The organism is Sphingobium sp. HWE2-09, from assembly GCF_035989265.1.
Lineage (GTDB): Bacteria > Pseudomonadota > Alphaproteobacteria > Sphingomonadales > Sphingomonadaceae > Sphingobium.
Genome location: NZ_JAYKZX010000001.1, coordinates 301,315 through 319,434 on the forward strand (window position 1 = coordinate 301,315; position 18,120 = coordinate 319,434).

An 18,120-nucleotide genomic window follows, 5' to 3' on the forward strand; every position below is an offset into this window, starting at 1 on the left:
TGGAACGCACTCTCTGATTTTATGCGGATCGTTCGGATTATCCTGGTTGTGTAGAAGGTGCTTGCGACCTCATCGGAAGCCCGACGCCACTCACCGGAGATACAATATGAACCGCATCGCCCTCCTGATGGCGACCGCCCTGGTCGCGATCAGCCCTGTCGCCGCGCCTGCGCAATCGAGCGCGCCCACACAGAGTTCGGCCACCGATTTTTCCGTCGGTCCGCAATATGACACCACCCATGTCTATATCGCGCCAGAGGATTTCGACCACTTCGTCGCTAGCTTTACCGCCACCTTCGGCGGCAGCGCGAGCAAGCAGGGCGTCTTCCAAGTCACGCCGACGGACAGCAAGACGAAGTCGCAACTCGCGCTCACCCCCAGTGGCACCGTTTCCGTCTTTGGCTTCCTCACCCCGATCCCGGTTCCGTTCGGTGCCGAACGCACCGGCTATCTCGTGACCGACCTCGACGCGGCGGTCGTTTCCGCGATGCGGCACGGCGCGACGCGCCTCATCACCAGCTTTCCCGATCCCATCGGCCGCGATGTCGTGGTGCAGTGGGCGGGCGGCGTGAACATGCAGCTCTATTGGCACACGACGAAGCCAAATTATCTCACGCTCGGCACGGTGCCAGAGAACCGCATCTACCTGACCGCCGATGCCGCTGACCAGTTTGTGAAGCAATGGCGCGGCTTTGCCCATGCGACGGTGACCTCCGACGACAGGGCTGCGCCGGGCGCGGAGATTGGCCAGCCGGGCAAGACCTACCGCCGCATCCGCATGACGTCGGGCTATGGCAAGATGAGCGTGATCGTGTCCGACGGTCAGCTTCCCTGGCCCTATGGTCGCGACATGACCGGATATGAGGTGGGCAATCTGCCCGCGATCCTCGCCAAGGCAACAGCAGCAGGTGTCGAGACGCTCGTCCCTACCCATGTCGAGGGCGATCGCCAGGCCGCGATCGTCCGCTTCCCCGGCGGCTACATCGCCGAAATTCATGCGCCGGTGAAGCCGTGACCGGCGCGGATGAACCCCGCTTCGTCGACGCGATCCTCGACTGGCGCCTCACCTGGTTCCTGGCGCGTCTCGCGCTGGTCAGCGCCTATGTGCTGGGTGGCATCGTCAAAGCGACTGACTGGCCAGCGGCGGTCGCCGAACAGACCCATTTCGGCATGAGCCCGGCTGCCTTCTGGGCGGTATTGACCATCGCCGTAGAGCTGGCCGGGCCGATCCTGATCCTGATTGGCCGCTTCGTCTGGCTAGGCGCTGGGATGCTGGGCGTCTTCACGCTGCTGGCCGCCTTCACCGCCAATGCCTTCTGGACGATGCCGACGGGGCAGGAGCGCTTCATGGCGACCAATGCCTTCTTCGAGCATATCGGGCTGATCGGCGGTTTCGTACTGGTGGCGCTCGTGTCCGCGCGGGAACGGCGACTTGCTTAGGACTCTCCTCACCGCCGGGCTGCTAGCTGGAGCCATCCCTGTACCTGCCAGCGCCCAGCAGCGCGAGGCATGGCAGGCTCCCACGCTTAGCATCACGCGCTATGACGAGGACTGGTCCGATCTCGCCGATGCGGAAAAACGCGCGCATCATTGGACTGGTCCGCTTAAGCATATCCCGCTCAACGACGATAGCTGGGTCACAACCGGCATCGAATTGCGCGCGCGCAGCGAGAATTATCAGAACAATCTCTGGGGCGGGTCCGACGCACCGGACGACAGCTATCTGTGGCTGCGCGCTTTACCCTATGTCGATCTGCATGTTGGCAAGGTACGGGCTTTCGTCCAGCCGATCCTGGCCTACGCGGTCGGCGTATTGCCGTCCGCCAGCCCGATCGACCAGACGCGGGCCGATCTCCTCCAGGGGTTCGGCGAAGTCGATCTCGGCCCGGTCACCCTGCGCGCCGGTCGCCAGATGCTGTCGCTCGGCACGGAGCGGTTGGTCGGGACGCGCTATGGCCCCAACGTCCCGCTCGCGTTCGATGGCGCGCGGGCGGACGTCACGATTGGCCGGGCTCAAATCAGTTTGCTGAATATGCGGCCCGTCCAGCCGGGGCCCGGCAGTTTCGACGACGCGACCTCCGACGCCAAAGCGCTGTGGGGCGCCTATATGACGCTGCCAGAGCTGGACATTTACTATCTGGGCTACCGCAACCGGCTTGCGCACTTTGGCGGACAGGCCGGGCGCGAAGTGCGGCATAGTATAGGCCTGCGCTTCCACGGGGCGCGTGGCGACTGGCACTGGAATGTCGAGGGGGTGACGCAATTCGGCCATTTCGAAGGAAAGAGGATTTCGGCATGGACGCTGGGCACGGAGGTCGGCCACAGCTTTCCCACGCTCCCCTTCGCGCCGGACGCTACCCTGCGGGTCAATGTCGTCAGTGGCGACAGCAAAGCGGGCGACGGCAAACTCGGCACGTTCAATGCGCTCTTCCCCAAAGGCAAATATTTCGGCGAGCTGTCTCCTGTCGGTCCGACCAACATTGTCAGCGTCAATCCGCGCATCAGTGGTACTTTTGGTGGGGGCGTTTCGTTCAGTCTCGTAGCAATGGCCTATTGGCGGTACAGCATAGCGGACGGCGTTTACGACATTCCCGGCAATCTGATCCGCGAAGCAACAGGCAGCAAAGCACGCTTTATCGGCAAGGAGGCCGAAGCGACGATCGCTTGGCAGGCGACGCCGGAGTGGGAATTGTCGGCGTCATTGTCCGCTTTTGCCCCGGGTCACTTCATCGAGGAAACCGGTCCGGCAAAAACGATCACGATGCTGGGCCTGGAAAGCAACTTCCGCTTCTGATCCAATCGTTCCAATTTATCGAACGACAAGGCCGATCTTATTCGGCTGCTCCCACATCGAGGCTGCGGCTAGGCCATATCGCATAGACATTCACGGAGACCGTTATGACCGCCGACAAGCCTGCCACATCGCCGCTCCCCTGGCTCCTGCTGCTTCTTTCGGTCACAACCGGGCTGGTCGACGCCATCTCGGTGCTGGGCCTTGGCAAGGTGTTCACGGCGAATATGACCGGCAACGTCGTCTTCCTGGGGTTCGCCGCCAGCGGCGCACCGGGGTTCAAGATCGCGCCTTATGTGTTCGCCATCGCGTCATTCATGGTCGGCGCGCTGATCGCCGGGCGCGTTGGCAAGCGCCATGCAGGCTCGCCCCTTCGCCGCTGGCTGCTCATCGCGGCTTCGGTCGAAGCCAGCCTCCTCTGGATCGCGGCCGGTGTCGCCGTCGGGTTCGACGTGGCCACGCAGACGCCCGGTACGAGCGTCTATATCATTATCACGCTGACCGGCCTCGCCATGGGCTTCCGCAACGCGACGATCCGCCAGTTGAAAGTGCCTGACCTCACCACGACAGTCCTTACGCTCACGATCACTGGCCTCGCCGCCGATTCAAGCGTGGCTGGCGGATCCAACCCGAACTGGGCACGCCGTATCGGTAGTGTGGCCGCCATCTTCCTTGGTGCGGCCATCGGCGCCTATCTCGTCACCCATGGTGGGCTGGTCGCTCCGCTCATCCTCGCCGGCGGGCTGATCTTCGCCGGCACGCTCGCCTGCACGCTGCACCCAGCCGCCAGTAAGCCCCTCTAATCCTCCAGTTCGCGCTCGATCCGGCGGTCGGGCGCGAGCCAGAACGCCAGCACCGCAACATAAAGAATGATCGCCACCGGCCGGGCGAAAAAGGCGGCGGGCACGGCAACTGCGTAAAGGGCAAGACTGATCTTGCCTTTCCAATCACGACCGATGGCCCTCCCTATTGCCGACTGACGGCCATTGCAGGCGATGATCGACCGCTCGGTGAGTTCATAGCCGATCGCTGCCATCCCCAGCACGACACCATAGGACGCTGTCGCCATGGCGGAGAAGCCGCTGGCATCGAGCCAGCGGATGACGAAGGGTACGAGCGAGAGCCAGAACAGCAGGAAGAGGTTCGCCCACAGCACGCGACCGTCAATCCGCTGGGTCGCTTGCATCAGGTGATGATGATTGTTCCAATAGAGCCCGACATTGATGAAGGACAGGACATAGGCGAGCAGGATCGGCATGCTGTCCGACAGTGCTTCAAGCGTCCCGTCCTGCGGCACCTTCAGCTCGAGCACCATGATCGTGATGATGATCGCGACTACGCCATCGGTGAAGGCTTCCAGTCGGCCCGACCGCATGCCGTGCTTTGGTCTGCCCTCGGCTTGATCAGACATCGCCCATGCCCTCCAGTTCCTCGTCGGCGGCACCCAGCGCGACAAATTGATCAAGTAGCCAGGAGGCGGCCGGTCCCGGTTGTGCGTCCCGGCGCCAGACACCCGCAAAGCGGTAGGTTCCCCCGATGTGATCCGGCATCACGAGACGGACCAAGGTGCCATCAACAAGGTCGGGCTCGATCATCGGCAGCGGCATGTTGCCCCACCCAATTCCCTCGCGCAGCAGCGCGTGCTTCGCCCCCAGGTCTGCCAGCCGCCACGTCTTGGGGCTCATGACTGAGTAATCCTGCCCCTCGGTAAAGCGCGAGCGATCCGTCAGCACCAACTGGGTATGCTCCCGCCCGGCGCCAGGTGGAATGCGTTCCAAGCGGCCGAGCGGATGATCCGGCGCTGCAACCGGCACCATCAATACCGAACCGGCAGCGATGCACTCGACCCCCTCCACGCCGGCCGCCAGCGGCCCGGAAATGCCGATGGCCGCGCCCCGATCCAGCACCATGGCGGTGATCGCGCCGAGTGCTTCGACGTGCAGGCGAAGCTGGACCGTTGGAAACTCGGTTGCGAAATTGCGCAGGACTTTCCCTAGCCGCTCGGAGGGCAGCATGACATCGACGGCGAGGTCCACTTCCGCCTCCAGCCCATCTAGCAAACCCTTAACCTTCGCTCGCAGTCCATCGAAGCCATGCGATATGCTGCGCGCCTCCGCGAGCAAGGCGCGTCCCTCGACGGTCAACTGGGGCTTACGCGTGCCCTCCCGGTCGAATAGCGTCAGCCCAAGCTGCGCTTCCAGATTGGCGATGCCATAGCTGATCACCGACACGGCGCGATTGAGCTTCCGCGCGGCGGCCGCGAAGCTGCCGAGATCGACGATGGTGAGGAAGATACGAAGCTGGTCGAAGGTCGGGGTGCCGGGTGAATTCATTGTTCTACTTTCTCGAACGAATACACCGGATTTATGTATCTGCTTCGAAGTTATCGCAAGGCGTAAAAGACATCCAACGACAGCCCGACGCTGTTCGAAAGGAGACATCACATGATCGAAGTTCGCCCATTCGCAGACCTTGGCGGTGCCAACCACGGCTGGCTCGACGCCAAGCATCACTTTTCGTTCGGCGGCTATCACGATCCGGCGCGTATGAGCTGGGGCAACCTGCGTGTCTGGAATGACGACACAATCGCGCCCAAGACTGGCTTCCCGCCGCACCCGCACCGCGACATGGAGATCATCACCTATGTCCGCGAAGGGGCCATCACGCACGCGGACAGCCTAGGCAATAAGGGCCGGACCGAGGCTGGTGACGTTCAGGTCATGAGTGCTGGATCCGGCGTGCGTCACTCCGAATATAATCTGGAGGATGTAACGACCAAGATCTTTCAGATCTGGATCGTGCCCACGAAGAACGGCGATGCTCCAAGCTGGGGCGCTCGTCCCTTTCCCAAAGGCGATCGGACTGGCCATTTCGTCACACTGGCATCCGGCTACGAGAAGGACAATGACGCGCTACCGATCCGCACGGATGCCCGGATTGTCGCAGCAACGCTGAGAGCCGGCGAAAGCGCCGAATATCCGATCGGCAAGGACCGCAAGGCGTATCTTGTTCCCGCCACAGGCGCGATCAGGATCGATGACGTCCAGGTCAACGCCCGTGACGGCGCCGCAATCACGGATGTCGATGTCATTCGTGTAACCGCAGTCGAGGACAGCGAGATTGTCATGGTCGACGCTGCCTGAACAAGGTTCTGGGAGAGCTGAATGCTCTCCCAGTTTGCCCGGCGTCAGACCAATTGATAGACAGGTAAGCGCCAAAGGGTCCGTGATGGTGATTGCGCTCGCGGCCTGTGATTGCATATTGTTCACCATAGCAAGTCCTCCAATGCTCTTCGCGTTCGAAGGTCGCCTTACAGCCGAAGCTGTTGTTTATTGTATTAGGCTGGATGACAGCTAATTCCCAAAGGCACGAGTTCGGCTCCTCGCCCAGACGAGGAGCCGATGAGTTCAAATTTCGGTATTCTCGGCAAGGGCAAGCGCGTCTTCCACGTCGATGCCGAGATAGCGCACTGTGTTCTCGATCTTGCTATGACCGGGAAGGATCTGAACGGCACGGAGGTTGCCGGTCGCCCTGTAGATGATCGATGCCTTCGTTCGCCGACGTGAGTGCGTGCCATAGTCGCTTCGCATCAGGCCGACCCCTGTCACCCATTCATCGACGAGCCGGGCGTACTGACGGGTGCTAAGATGCCCGTTATGGTCAACCCGGCTGGGAAAGACATAGTCATCGACCGTGCCGCCCCGCGCCGATCGAGCCAGGCCAGCAGGCTAGCCCGAGCGTCGGGGAGCAGTTCGAACTGAACGGGTCGTCCTGTTTTCTGCTGCATCACGATCGCACGCGTTCGGATCTGCCCGCCGCTGACGATGTCGCCGATCTTCATCTGCACCAGGTCGCAGCCCCGAAGTTTGCTGTCGATCGCCAAGTCAAATAGCGCCCGATCTCGCAAGCGGCGGCGCTGATTGAGGTCGAATCGAATCTCCCAAATTTGCTTCGGTTTCAGCGCGCGTTTCGCGCCAACGGTTCTTCCCGCATTCCAAACGGGGCGTTTAGTGGCGGATGGTTCAGTTTCAGGCATCTCCATGATCATTCTCCGATGGCCAGAGTGGCCGTTCGGAGAACGCTTTGGCATCGGATAAGCAGGAAGGCTCCGAAGTTCCTGTCGACCAGCTTAAGCCGTTCCCCGATCGGGGTGCGAATGGTCGCTCCTACCGTATGCATCCGGTGAAGGCCGCGCGGGACTACACGTGATCCCGTTTATGTTCTGCAAGGAGGTCGCGCAGGCAGTCGATGCCGTCTTGTGACAGGGCAAGCACAGCATGCTCTTCGATACCGTAAACCCAGATAACGCCGTCCTCGGTATCCATCTGTTCGGTGAGATCGTGGAGCAGGTCTTCGTCCACATTCAGGTCTTGAGCGACCTTGGCGAGGGTTGTCACTGCGTAGACCTTGTTCCGCTGCATCAGGCTGCAAGCTCCTCTTCCTGATCCACCTGAAGAAGGGCTTTCCAACGCCAGGGGAGCAGATCGTGGAGACGGTTCTGCGGGATATCGGCGATGCGCGCGAGGACATCGGCGAGCCAAGCCTGCGGATCGATGTCGTTGAGCTTTGCCGTGGCGATCAGGCTGAGCATGAATGCGGTACGCTGTCCTCCGCGATCTGAGCCGGCGAAGAGCCACGACTTCCTTCCCAAAGCTATGCCCCTGAGCGCCCGTTCCGCAGCGTTGTTCGTGAGGCAGATGCGGCCGTCATCAAGGAAGGCGGTGAAGGCCGGCCAAGCCTTGAGCATGTAATCCATGGCCTCGGCGACATCGCTGTTCTTGGAGAGCTTGGACCGGTTCTCGCGCATCCATGCCTCCAGTTCGGCCACCAGCGGGAGGCTGAGTTCTTGGCGAAGGGCAAGACGATCCTGCCCGGACCTCCCATTGATGGCGCGTTCGATGTCGAAGATCACATCGATGCGGCGGACGGCTTCCACTGCCAGCGGCGAGATAACCGGCGCTTTCTTGTGGCGCTTCTTGAGCTGGGTGGCGATATCGGCCAGTTCGAAGAAATAGCGGCGTGCATGGCTCCAGCATAGGGCGCGGGCCAGCGGTGCCGGAACCCGCTCGGTCTGAAACAGCGCGTTATAGCCGGCATAGGCATCGGCCTGGAGGATGCCGCTCCAGCCTCGTAAATGGGCAACGGGATGCTCACCCCGCCGGTCACGGGAATAGTGAAAGATCGCAGCTGGCGGCGCTGGCCCGCCGAAAGGTCGATCGTCTCGTACATAGGTCCAGATCCTGCCCGTGTCGGTCTTGGTCTTGGCCAACACCGGCACCGTCGTATCGTCGCCATGCAGCCGCTCGGCGGCGAGGACATGGGCTTCGATCAGCAGATAGAGTGGCATGAGCGCGGCGGTGCAGGTCCCGACCTGATCAGCCAGAGTGGAAAGGCTCAGGTCCACGCCCTCACGGGCATAGCGGTCCCGCTGACGGTTGAGCGGCTGATGCGCCCCGAACTTCTCGAACAGCAGCATGGCCAGGAAGCTGGGGCCAAAGAGCCCACGAGGCGTCACATGGAACGGCGCTGGCGGCTGGGCGATCTTCTCGCAGTCCCTGCAAGAGAACTTCTCCGCACGGTCTGAACCACCTTCCACTGGCGCGGCACGACCTCGAGCGTCTCGGTGATATCCTCGCCCAACTTGCACAGCCGGTCCGACCCGCAGCAGGGGCAGGCCTCGGGCGCGGCGATGACGACGCGTTCACGCGGCAGATGCTCGGGCAAGGGCTTGCGGGCGGGCCGCTTGCGTTCAAACGGCGCGACATTGGTCTTCGCTGCCGCCAACGCGGCCAACGCCTCGTCCTCGCTTGCAGTGGTCTCGCAATCCTCGAATGTCAGCTCCATCTGGTCGAGCAGATGGCGCGTGCGTTCGGATCGCTGACCAAAAAGGGTGCGGCGCATCTTCTCGTTTGCAGTTGAAGAAGGGCGTTGCGGGCTTCCAGGTCGGCGTTGATCGCCTTTATGCGGGCGACTTCAGCGGCGACCGCCTGGGCTGCGGCAAGCTGCTCGCGAAGGCTCTGGATCTCTGCTTGCGCCGCGTCACCCATGCCCAAAGGCATAGCAGAAAAGCGCCAGAATCTCTAGCTTTTTAGCCTCCCGACATCGATTATCCGGCTAGCGTCGGCCGCCAGGTTGCTTGCGGATTACGCCAGTCGATCGCCTCCAACATGCAAGCCAACTGGGAGGCGGAGATGGCAATTACCCCATCTACAGCCGACGGCCAGATATACTTCCCGCGCTCCAGACGCTTGGCATAGAGCGACATGCCAATGCCATCGTGCTACAGGATCTTGCACAGATCGCCCCGGCGCCCTCGGAAGACATAGAGATCACCGGCATGGGGGTCCCGCTTGAAGCTCTGCTGTATCTGCAGGGCCAAGGATCGCATACCCTTCCTCATATCGGTATGCCCGGTCGCGATCCATATCCTAACACCCGAGGGGACCGGGATCACCGCCGCAGCGACCGCAGAACGGCAGCAGCCAAATCCGGCGGCGTATCCGCCCCTATGCGGACCGTGATGCTGCCCAGCTCCACGACAACCGCTGGCCCCGTCGGCGGGGCTGGATCAGGCTTCACCGCAACGGCGGCAAAACCTTGTCCATCACCGAACATCTGTCGCCGCCAGCGATAGATCTGGCCCGGCCGTAGATCCGCTTCCCTCGCAATCTCCGCCACGTTCGCACCAGGCTGCGAAACCGCCATCACCAGCGCCCGCTTCTGCTCATCCGTCCAGACCCGCCGCCGCTCAACGCCCGAAATTATTGTCACCTGACCCATCGCACCGTCTCTAGTACCGGTGCAAACACCAGTGCTTGCACCGGTGCCATCTCCAAATGTCAGCCGATCACCGCAAGGCGGCCCTCACCGGAGGCGTACCTCCTACCGAAACCCGCCATTCCCATCCTATTGAACGGGACCGGCGAACGTAACGGATGTGGGAGAACATCTTCTCACTGTTGGTGCGAAGACTGGCTACCCTGGAGCTTGCCGCCAATCAGTAGGAGATCAACGCTCGGCGCTATCGTGAATCCCGGCTCAATCACCACATCGATCATGAGGTTGGGCGACCAAAAGCTGACATGCACGCCGAACCATAAGGTCGTTCCCTTGCGCCAAGCACAAAATGGCCTGGACGTAGACTGAGCGTCCAGGCCATTGTCGAGTTTGTCGAAACTTCAGACCCGAACACTGCTGATCGTGATCGAGAAGAACAGTTCCCACTACCCGAAGCGACAGAACCCTGGTTTGTCACGTTTTCGCTTCGTTGATCACATGGATCTGCGTAAACTCGTGCAAGCCCTCCTGCGCGAACTCGACGCCAAAACCGGATTGCTTGGCGCCGCCGAACGGCATCGTCGGTCCAAAATCGAGATGCTTGTTCATCCACACAGTGCCCGCCTCCATGCGTGTGGCCAGCTCATGCGCAGCATCTCGGTCGGCATACCAGATAGAGCCGCCAAGTCCCATGTCTGATGAATTGGCACGCGCTAGCGCATCTTCTGGGTCGTCAAAGCGAATAATAGGAAGCACGGGACCGAACTGCTCCTCGTCTACCAAGCGCGCGCCATCGGTGATATCGCGTACAATGGTTGGCCGAACGAAGTAGCCGGGGCGATCAAGGGGACCGCCGCCAGCAATGATCGTCCCGTCTGAGCGTGCTTCTTCGATAAGCGCCTTGACCTTCTCATACTGCGCCCTGTTCTGTAGGGGTCCGATCTGGGCTCCCTGCTTGAGTCCGTCATCGACCACTGCCTCCTCAGCGAGCCGAGCTAGTTCGGCGCACAGCGCGTCATAAATGTCGGAATGAGCATAGACGCGCTTGATCGCGAGACAGATCTGACCGGCGTTCATAAAAGCGCCGCTGAAGATGCCTGGCGCCACTTTGACCGGGTCCGCATCGGCAAGCACGATCGCAGCGTCATTGCCGCCCAGCTCCAGTGTGAGACGCTTGATCGAGGCGGCTGCACTGGCCATCACCTTGCGGCCCGTTTCGGTAGAGCCGGTAAAGCTGATCTTGGCGATGCCCGGATGCGTCGTGAGCTGCGTCCCAAGGTCGTTCTGATCGGTAATGATATTGATGACACCCGCCGGGAAAATCGCAGCCATTAGTTCGCCCAGACGCAGGGTGGACAGCGGCGTGGTCGGCGCTGGCTTGATTACGAGCGTATTGCCTGCCAGCAGAGCGAACGGCAGCTTGAAGGCGACGATCAGGATAGGGAAGTTCCACGGGATGATCGCACCAACAACGCCCAGCGGGCGCCGGTGCAGTTCGACGCGTCGCGTATCATTATCCTCAAGAACCTGCACAGGCAGGTCATAGCTGGCAAGTTGACGGATGAAGGCAACACTATAGCCGATCTCGGCACCTGCCTCGCTTAGCGGCTTACCTTGTTCCTGCGTCAGGAGCCGGGCTAATTCCTCGGCATGGACCTCGATGCTGTCGGCAAATTTGAGAATGAGCGCGCGGCGCTCGGCGATAGACGTCCGCGACCACGCAGGAAAGGCCGCCTGCGCCGCCGCAACGGCCTCATCGAGCTGCTGGGCGGAGGCGCGGGGGCAGCGGGCCAAAACCTCTTCGGTCGCCGGATTGAGAACGTCCATAGCGGTCGCGCCATCAACCAGCCTGCCATCGATCAAAAGCTTATATTCTGCCATTGCATCCTCCCGGTGGGCGATCCGCCAATCGCCTTACAAGGCAGCGACCGGCACCTGTCATCTCTTGGTGACGTCCGATGTTAAGTCCGGCACTGTCAGGGACATAGGACCATTTAATCCCTTATTTATGGTGCCAGTCGCGACGTTGAATCATCGACTGCGGTCGAGAAGATCCGCGACGCGCCGAAAGGCTTCGCGAATATCTCCCTCGCCCAGACCGGTATAGCCAAGCACCAGAGATCGCTCGCGAAATCGCCCTGGCATTCCATATTCATGCACGGCGGCGCCAGAAAAGGGATAGAGGCCAACGCCGCAGTTCCGAGCGAGGCGATGCATTTCATTGGCTGATGGAAGGTCGGGCGGAAGCGTCCACATCATGTGCATCCCGCATTCCTGGCCCAGAAGCACGCCGCCCGGAAAATGCTTCTCGACGGCTTCTACCACGGCGTCTCTTGCACCCATGTAGGAGCGACGGATGCGTCGCAGATGGCGCAGGAACGCCCCTTCCTTCAAGAAGTCGGCGATCACCGCTTGTTCGAGCCATGGCGCGCCGTTGTCGGTCAGGGTCTTCACGATCCGTGCCGGCTCGACAAGATGGCGCGGGAGCACCGCATAGCCAATCCGCAAACCTGCGCCGATCGACTTGGAGAAGGTGCCAAGGTAGATGACGTGACCATTACGGTCGAGCCCGGCAAGCGCCGTCAGCGGCGGCCCATCATAACGGAAGTCGCTGTCGTAATCGTCCTCGATAATATAGCTGCCGGTCTGATAGGCCCAGTCGAGCAGATGCAGGCGCCTGTCGAGGCTCAGCGTGCATCCGGTCGGGAACTGGTGTGAAGGCGTGACGTAAACGAGATTGCCCATGAAACCGTTGAGTTGCGAGACTATGATGCCCTGTTCGTCGACATCTATCGGTCGAATGCTCGCTCCATAGCTGCCGAAAAGATAGGCCGCCCCCTGGTAGCAGGGATTTTCGACCGCCACGCTCGCCTTGGATGTGCCGGTGAGGAATATCCGTGCCAACAGATTGAGCGCACCCTGGATACCCGACGTGATCATGATCTGGTCGGCATCCGGACTGATGCCCCGTGTCTCGGCCAGATGGGCCGCTATCGCTTCGCGGAGGGCCGCAAGGCCCTGGGGATCGCCATATTCAGTTTGGACACCACGCGAATAGGCCAGGTGCTTTGTAACCGCCCGCTGCCAGAAAGTTGTCGGGAAACCGGCAGGAAGGGGGCGGCCCACAAAAAAATCGAACTGCGGCCGCGCGCGCTTCTCGTGCCAGAGCTGGGGCGAGCGGCCGGTGAATGTGGGGTTCTTGCCCAGACGAAGGCGTTTACGGGCGGGCTGGGCGGCACCATGGCCGTTGCGCAACAGCACCGTTGCGTCCGGCAGCTTGTGATTGACGAATATTCCAGCCTTGGCGCGCGAGGTGATATAATCCTCTGCGGCCAGTCTTTCATAGGCCAGCATGACGGTGTTACGGGCGATGCCCAATTGCTCTGACATGCTGCGAGTGGATGGCAAGCGCTTGCCGGCAGACAGGCTTCCGTTGAGGATCTGCTCGCGCAACGCTTCATAAAGCTGCGTTTGCAACGATCGCTCGTCGTTGCGGTCAACGGTGATGATGAGGTTCATCGACATCATGATCAGGATGCCTCTCAAAAGCGGTTTCACCCAACTCTATCGCCTGTCTGATTGAATGATAGGGCCGCCTTACTCTGGCACCATAAAGTTTCCCGGTCTTGGTCCTACCGCATGGCCACGCCGTACCTATTCCTCTCAGGCACAGCTCGCAGGGCTGGACTCATCGAGGGGAGTACAAAAAATGTCCGTCTTTCTCAGCATGCAGCGCGTGCGCTTTTCCAGTCCGGACGGCTATGAAAAGTTCAAGGTGATTTTCGCCGACACCCGCAACCATCTCATGAAGATGCCCGGCTTCCTGCATCTCACCTGGTGGGTGCATCCCGAGGACCCGGGTTGGTTCAACGAAGTCAGCTTCTGGGTGGATCGCGCGTCGCTCAAGGACTGGCACATGAATGTCTACCATAAATATGCGAAGGAATGGGCCGCGCGCGGCGCCATCATGGAAGACATCATCACCAATTTTGAACTGACCAACACACGCCTACTGCGCGTCTGTCCGTGTTGCGGCCTGGTCGAGGATAAGGCGTTCGATCTTCAGGAAGAGCAGAAGGTGCTCGCTGAACCCTGCCCACAGTGCGAATTCCACTTCCCGGTGATGCCCAACACGCCGAGCAGCTTCGCTGTCTTCAAGGACGTGCCAAAGCTTCTGCAGGAATCGCGCGCGGAGGCAGATTTGCCGTCATCGACCTGATCGCCCGATCGCGAACGGCTTGCCAGTACTCGAACGCCGCAAAGGCAGATGGAGCGTCACAAGCGGTCCCGCAGGAGGGGCACCACCTAAGCAAATGATGGTGGCGGGAACCGACCGCAAATCTGGCACCATCAAAAAGAGCGGTCATGGCGCTAGCGGACGTGACAGTTCTGCCGCAGATTTCAGCATATAGCCGGATAGTCTTGCCCGAGCTGCTTTCAGCCAGCGGGCGCGGCACGGCAAGGAAAAAGGAGACATGGGGATGACGTCGGAAGTTCTTGTCCGCAGCGCCGTACATGGCGGGGTTCAGAATGAGCCCAATGAGAAATGGTCTCCCTTCGAATGGCTCGAACCGCGCTTTGGCGCGCAGGTGCATGGCGAATATGTCGTGATCCGGCCCGAGGGCGTCTCCGGATCGCTTTCGGCGGGTCTGTGGCGGACCGGGCCGACCGCGCCCGGAGCAGCATCCGACGGGTCGCATACAATTCTTTATTCTTCACCGCTCGGCGATGAAACTGCCTGCGTGATCGACGGGACGGCTGTCCTTACCGTCATCTCCACCGGCCAGCGCTACAAAGTCGGCCCCGGCTCGATCATCAGCTCGCCCAAAGGGCTGGAAGTTCAGTGGGACATTGATGGCCCCGCCTTCAAGAAATACTGGTGCATCTGGAACGGCAGCGAACCCACCGCCAATCCGCCGCAGGATCTGCTGGTCACGCATGCCAGCGATAATCCCGAGGAATGGCAGGAATACCACTTCACCGAGCCGGCGGAAGGTGCTCTGGTTGCGGGCGAGCTCTATTTCATTCGCACCGGCGGCTCGACCGGCACGATGTTGAGCGGCGTATGGCGCTCTGGCAAGGGCATTGCTGGCAGCGATGTCGACGAGAATGGAACCATGTCGACACCCTATACCGGGGTGCTGGGCGACGAGACTATCCTGCTCCTCGAAGGAGAGGTCGAGGTCACTGAAACCGAGACCGACAAGACGCATCATTTCAAGGCGGGCGACGTGATCGGCCTCTCTTCGGGCACGCATATCACCTGGACGTCCAAGGGGCCTTTCAGCAAGAAGCTCTGGGTCATTACGCGCGACGCATTGCCGGAATAGGCACGCGAGCGCGGGCGGAGCGGACCTCTTCCCAACAGGTGCTGCTCCGCCATGCTATCGAGGGCAACCATGCTCGGGCGAGGAGCATGACCGCGCCGGGCTTACCGGCTAACCGCCAAGCCTCCGCCCCGTCGTTCAATGAAAGATAGTGCATCGCGCCTAAGCCGCGAGCACGGAAGAGGACAATGAAGGCATGACCGGTGCACCGGTATTCGCCGATCCCCTGTCATATGGGACGACGCTCGATAACTTTTCCATGCAGACCGAACGTGGCCGGCTTTCAGGGAGCGTCGAGGCGGGTTTGAACGCATGCGTTGAGTGTTGTGATCGATATGCCGACGACGAGCGAACAGCGCTCATCTGGGTGTTGGCCAATGGGCAACAGGAAGACTATAGCTTTGCCCAGATGCGCGACCTTTCCGCACAGGTGGCCAACATGCTGGTCGACCATGGCGTTCGTCCCGGCGATTGCGTGGCGGGTCTTCTTCACCGCACTCCGGAGCTACTCGCGACCATCTTGGGGGTCTGGCGCGCGGGCGCGGTCTATCAGCCACTGTTCACTGCCTTTGGCCCCAAGGCCATCCAGCACCGATTGAGCATCAGCAGCGCGATGCTTATCGTTACGGACAGCGCCAATCGGTTCAAGCTGGACGAAATCGCGGATTGCCCCAGCATCGCGACCGTCTTAGCGCCCGGCGATACGCTGCGGGATGGCGATCTCGACTTCCGCGCCGAACTCGATGCGCGGAACACAATGTTCGAACCGGTTCTGCGCAGCCTCGACGACCTTTTCCTGATGATGTCGACGTCGGGCACGACCGGCCTTGCCAAGGGCGTGGGGGTGCCGCTACGCGGCCTCCTTGCCATCGGCGCCTATATGCGCTGGGCAGTGGATCTAAGGCCGCAGGATCGGTTCTGGAACATTGCCGACCCAGGCTGGGCCTATGGCCTATATTACGGCATCACCGGGCCGCTACTGCTTGGCCATGCGACAACGCTCTACGAGGGCGGATTTACGGCGGAGGCGGCTTATGAACTGATCGACCGGCTCGGGATCACCAATCTGGCCGGAGCGCCTACTGCTTACCGGCTGCTGATCGCGGCGGGACCGGAGGCGGCCGCGCGGGCAAAGGGCAGCCTTCGCGTGGTGAGCAGCGCGGGCGAACCGCTCAACCCCGAAGTGATCCGCTGGTTCGACAGGCATCTGGCCATCCCCATCCACGATCATTACGGCCAGACCGAAATGGGCATGGTGGTGAACAATCATCATGGGCTGGCCCACCGCGTACGCATGGGATCGGCAGGTCTTCCCATGCCCGGGTACCGCGTTGCGGTCCTTGATGACGCGGGCCGGGAACTGGGGCCAAACCAGCCCGGCGAGCTCGCGGTCGATGTCGCCAATTCGCCTCTCCTCTGGTTCAGCGGCTATTGGCAGCAGGAAACCCCCGCGATCGCGGGCGGCTATTACCGAACCGGTGACACGGTAGAATGGGAAAGCGATGGCAGCATCAGCTTCATCGGCCGCGCTGACGATGTCATCACCACTTCTGGCTACCGGATCGGCCCTTTCGATGTCGAAAGCGCCCTGGTCGAGCATCCCGCTGTGATGGAAACGGCGGTCATCGGTGTACCGGACCCGGAGCGAACCGAGTTGGTCAAGGCGTTCGTCGTTCTCAACCAAGGGTACGAAGCCTCGCCAGCACTGGCGGAGGAGCTCAAGCGTCACGTGAAGAGCCGCTTGTCGGCGCATGCCTATCCCCGAATTGTCGTGTTCGTCAGCGAACTGCCCAAGACACCAAGCGGCAAGATCCAGCGCTTCGTCCTGCGCACCCTGTAGTAAGCCTGGTGCTGGGGCTCGCCCAGACGTGGCACGATGCCTCATGTCCGTCCGAGAAAACTGGCACCATCGCAAAGGCCCGATCAGGCTCTAGGGCCAGATGCGCCTCTTCCATAGGTTTCTGATCATCGCTCCCAGCGATCCCCAAGGGCGCACCTGCGCCGCGTTGGAGGGGAGCCGGGAGACAGCAGCGAGCGAGGAGTTTTACTATGGCGAGCGAACCAAACCTCCAAGGCAGCTCCCCCGTGACCGCGCCCCGGTCCCTGGGCATTGGTAACCGCAACAGCAATCCCGCGCAGTGGGCGCCTTTCGCCTGGGACGATCCGCTTTACGGGCCACAGGTGAAGGGCGAGGTCGCGCCGATCGCCTTCGACCACACCAGCGGGTCGCTGCAGCTGGGGTTCTGGCGAACGGGCAACGATATGCCCGGCTGCAACGAGGATGGTTCATGCGATATCGACTATTCAGCGCCCCTTGGCGATGAAACCATGGTCATCCTCGAATGCACGGCGACCGTCACGGTCGCCGCTACGGGCAAGCAGTACCGACTTGAGGCCGGTACGATCATCAGCCATCCCAAGGGCGTAGCGCTGAGCTGGGACATCGACGCGCCCTTCCTCAAGAAATTCTGGATATTGTGGGACTCGCCGGCGTCCTTGGTCAAGGACGATGACGTCTATGTCGGCCATATCAGTGACAATCCGGATGCATGGGAACCCTTCACTTGGGAAGAGCCCGGTCACGGCACGATGGTGTGCGGCGAATTGTTCACGCTGCGCTCCACGGGAAGCACCGGAACCCTGCTCTGCGGCCTGTGGCGGGCGGGCGTCGGCATCGCCGGTTGCGCACCGGACGGCTCGACAGCCATTCCCTACACCTCTCCCCTGGGAGACGAGATCGAATTGCTGCTCGAAGGCCAATATCATGTCGTCAACGAAGATACCGGCGAGACCCACTCCCTGCGGGGCGGCGATGTCCTCGCCATGCCACGCGGCACGCGTCTGTCCTGGTCGTCAAAGGGGCCATTTGCCAAAAAATTCTGGCTGATCGCGAATGCAAACGTGCTGGAATGAGGGTTGCGCCCAGCGGCCCGTCCGACCTGGCGCTTCAGCACGCGTGACCAGGTAATCGGGCCGCCGGGCAATGGCTATGAGCGGGCTGGTCGCCTTGCCACGCGCGTTGCCGCGCGCCCGCAACCCAGGGATGGCGCCACAGGCCCGATCGCCCCATCTGGCACCATCAATTAGCGAGGAAGAGGCACTAAGAAGAGTATCAGTTCTCCGGCACCTTGGACCTTGACAATGGAGTCGAGGGCAAAGGGTAGCGCCACCCTCGCAAGCCGGCGTCCAGGCGAAACTGGGCCACGAAATGCACTGGGATGCAGT

At 61.4% G+C, this 18,120-nt stretch carries 15 protein-coding genes and 4 pseudogenes; 9 read left to right on the plus strand and 10 right to left on the minus strand.

What is annotated here, in order from left to right:
* The first annotated feature begins 106 nt into the window (after positions 1-106).
* The 4 genes from U5A89_RS01365 to U5A89_RS01380 all read left to right on the plus strand — a co-directional run bounded on the left by U5A89_RS01365 (position 107) and on the right by U5A89_RS01380 (position 3,594).
* On the plus strand, positions 107-1,015 hold the full coding sequence (locus U5A89_RS01365; protein WP_338159427.1) for a glyoxalase: 909 nt from the start codon (positions 107-109) through the stop codon (positions 1,013-1,015).
* Positions 1,012-1,440, plus strand: coding sequence for a DoxX family protein (locus tag U5A89_RS01370; protein ID WP_338159428.1), 429 nt, complete (start codon positions 1,012-1,014; stop codon positions 1,438-1,440). The genes U5A89_RS01365 and U5A89_RS01370 overlap by 4 nt, the downstream gene beginning before the upstream one ends.
* Complete coding sequence (locus U5A89_RS01375; protein WP_338159429.1) at positions 1,433-2,794, plus strand: alginate export family protein; 1,362 nt, start codon at positions 1,433-1,435, stop codon at positions 2,792-2,794. Before U5A89_RS01370 ends, U5A89_RS01375 begins: the two co-directional genes overlap by 8 nt.
* A 104-nt stretch (positions 2,795-2,898) precedes the next feature.
* A complete protein-coding gene (locus tag U5A89_RS01380; protein WP_338159430.1) occupies positions 2,899-3,594 on the plus strand; it encodes a YoaK family protein in 696 nt (231 codons plus the stop codon).
* On the opposite strand, the gene U5A89_RS01385 is transcribed toward U5A89_RS01380, so the two are convergent.
* Both U5A89_RS01385 and U5A89_RS01390 read right to left on the minus strand, forming a co-directional pair.
* Positions 3,591-4,166: a TMEM175 family protein gene (locus tag U5A89_RS01385; RefSeq protein WP_338159431.1), complete on the minus strand. Its 576-nt coding sequence runs from the start codon at positions 4,164-4,166 to the stop codon at positions 3,591-3,593. The two genes, U5A89_RS01380 and U5A89_RS01385, sit on opposite strands and share 4 nt — an antisense overlap.
* Positions 4,167-4,194: 28 nt before the next feature.
* Positions 4,195-5,124 carry a LysR family transcriptional regulator gene (locus U5A89_RS01390; RefSeq protein ID WP_338159432.1) on the minus strand — a complete coding sequence of 310 codons (930 nt, stop codon included), beginning with the start codon at positions 5,122-5,124 and terminating at the stop codon, positions 4,195-4,197.
* Positions 5,125-5,235: 111 nt separating this feature from the next.
* On the opposite strand from U5A89_RS01390, the gene U5A89_RS01395 reads away from it, so the two are divergent.
* The gene (locus U5A89_RS01395) at positions 5,236-5,934 is read left to right on the plus strand and encodes a pirin family protein (protein ID WP_338159433.1); all 699 of its coding nucleotides are present in this window, start codon (positions 5,236-5,238) and stop codon (positions 5,932-5,934) included.
* A gap of 264 nt (positions 5,935-6,198) precedes the next feature.
* Here U5A89_RS01395 and U5A89_RS01400 read toward each other — a convergent pair.
* The 8 genes and pseudogenes from U5A89_RS01400 to pdxR all read right to left on the minus strand — a co-directional run bounded on the left by U5A89_RS01400 (position 6,199) and on the right by pdxR (position 13,087).
* Positions 6,199-6,833 (minus strand): annotated as a pseudogene (locus tag U5A89_RS01400) (tyrosine-type recombinase/integrase).
* Between the two features lie 157 nt (positions 6,834-6,990).
* Positions 6,991-7,212 carry a hypothetical protein gene (locus U5A89_RS01405; protein WP_338159434.1) on the minus strand — a complete coding sequence of 74 codons (222 nt, stop codon included), beginning with the start codon at positions 7,210-7,212 and terminating at the stop codon, positions 6,991-6,993.
* Positions 7,212-8,838: pseudogene (tnpC, locus tag U5A89_RS01410) on the minus strand (IS66 family transposase). The gene U5A89_RS01405 and the pseudogene tnpC overlap by 1 nt, the downstream one beginning before the upstream one ends.
* Before the next feature lie 59 nt (positions 8,839-8,897).
* Positions 8,898-9,245, minus strand: a pseudogene (gene tnpB / locus U5A89_RS01415) (IS66 family insertion sequence element accessory protein TnpB).
* Positions 9,242-9,571: a transposase gene (locus tag U5A89_RS01420; protein WP_338159435.1), complete on the minus strand. Its 330-nt coding sequence runs from the start codon at positions 9,569-9,571 to the stop codon at positions 9,242-9,244. Before U5A89_RS01420 ends, tnpB begins: the two are co-directional and overlap by 4 nt.
* Before the next feature lie 185 nt (positions 9,572-9,756).
* Positions 9,757-10,014 (minus strand): annotated as a pseudogene (locus tag U5A89_RS01425) (TraU family protein); the annotation flags it as partial.
* A gap of 28 nt (positions 10,015-10,042) precedes the next feature.
* Positions 10,043-11,449, minus strand: a complete 1,407-nt coding sequence (locus U5A89_RS01430; RefSeq protein ID WP_338159436.1) for an aldehyde dehydrogenase family protein — start codon at positions 11,447-11,449, stop codon at positions 10,043-10,045.
* Positions 11,450-11,599: 150 nt separating this feature from the next.
* Complete coding sequence (gene pdxR, locus U5A89_RS01435) at positions 11,600-13,087, minus strand: MocR-like pyridoxine biosynthesis transcription factor PdxR (RefSeq protein ID WP_338159437.1); 1,488 nt, start codon at positions 13,085-13,087, stop codon at positions 11,600-11,602.
* 190 nt (positions 13,088-13,277) lie between these two features.
* On the opposite strand from pdxR, the gene U5A89_RS01440 reads away from it, so the two are divergent.
* From U5A89_RS01440 to U5A89_RS01455, 4 genes are all read left to right on the plus strand, one after another.
* Positions 13,278-13,787: an antibiotic biosynthesis monooxygenase family protein gene (locus U5A89_RS01440; protein ID WP_338159438.1), complete on the plus strand. Its 510-nt coding sequence runs from the start codon at positions 13,278-13,280 to the stop codon at positions 13,785-13,787.
* A 262-nt stretch (positions 13,788-14,049) separates the two neighbouring features.
* Positions 14,050-14,898 (plus strand): cupin domain-containing protein, encoded by an 849-nt coding sequence (locus tag U5A89_RS01445; RefSeq protein WP_338159439.1) that lies wholly within the window; start codon positions 14,050-14,052, stop codon positions 14,896-14,898.
* 193 nt (positions 14,899-15,091) lie between these two features.
* On the plus strand, positions 15,092-16,735 hold the full coding sequence (locus U5A89_RS01450; protein WP_338159440.1) for an acyl-CoA synthetase: 1,644 nt from the start codon (positions 15,092-15,094) through the stop codon (positions 16,733-16,735).
* Between the two features lie 245 nt (positions 16,736-16,980).
* Complete coding sequence (locus U5A89_RS01455; protein ID WP_338159441.1) at positions 16,981-17,808, plus strand: cupin domain-containing protein; 828 nt, start codon at positions 16,981-16,983, stop codon at positions 17,806-17,808.
* The last annotated feature ends 312 nt before the right edge of the window (positions 17,809-18,120 follow it).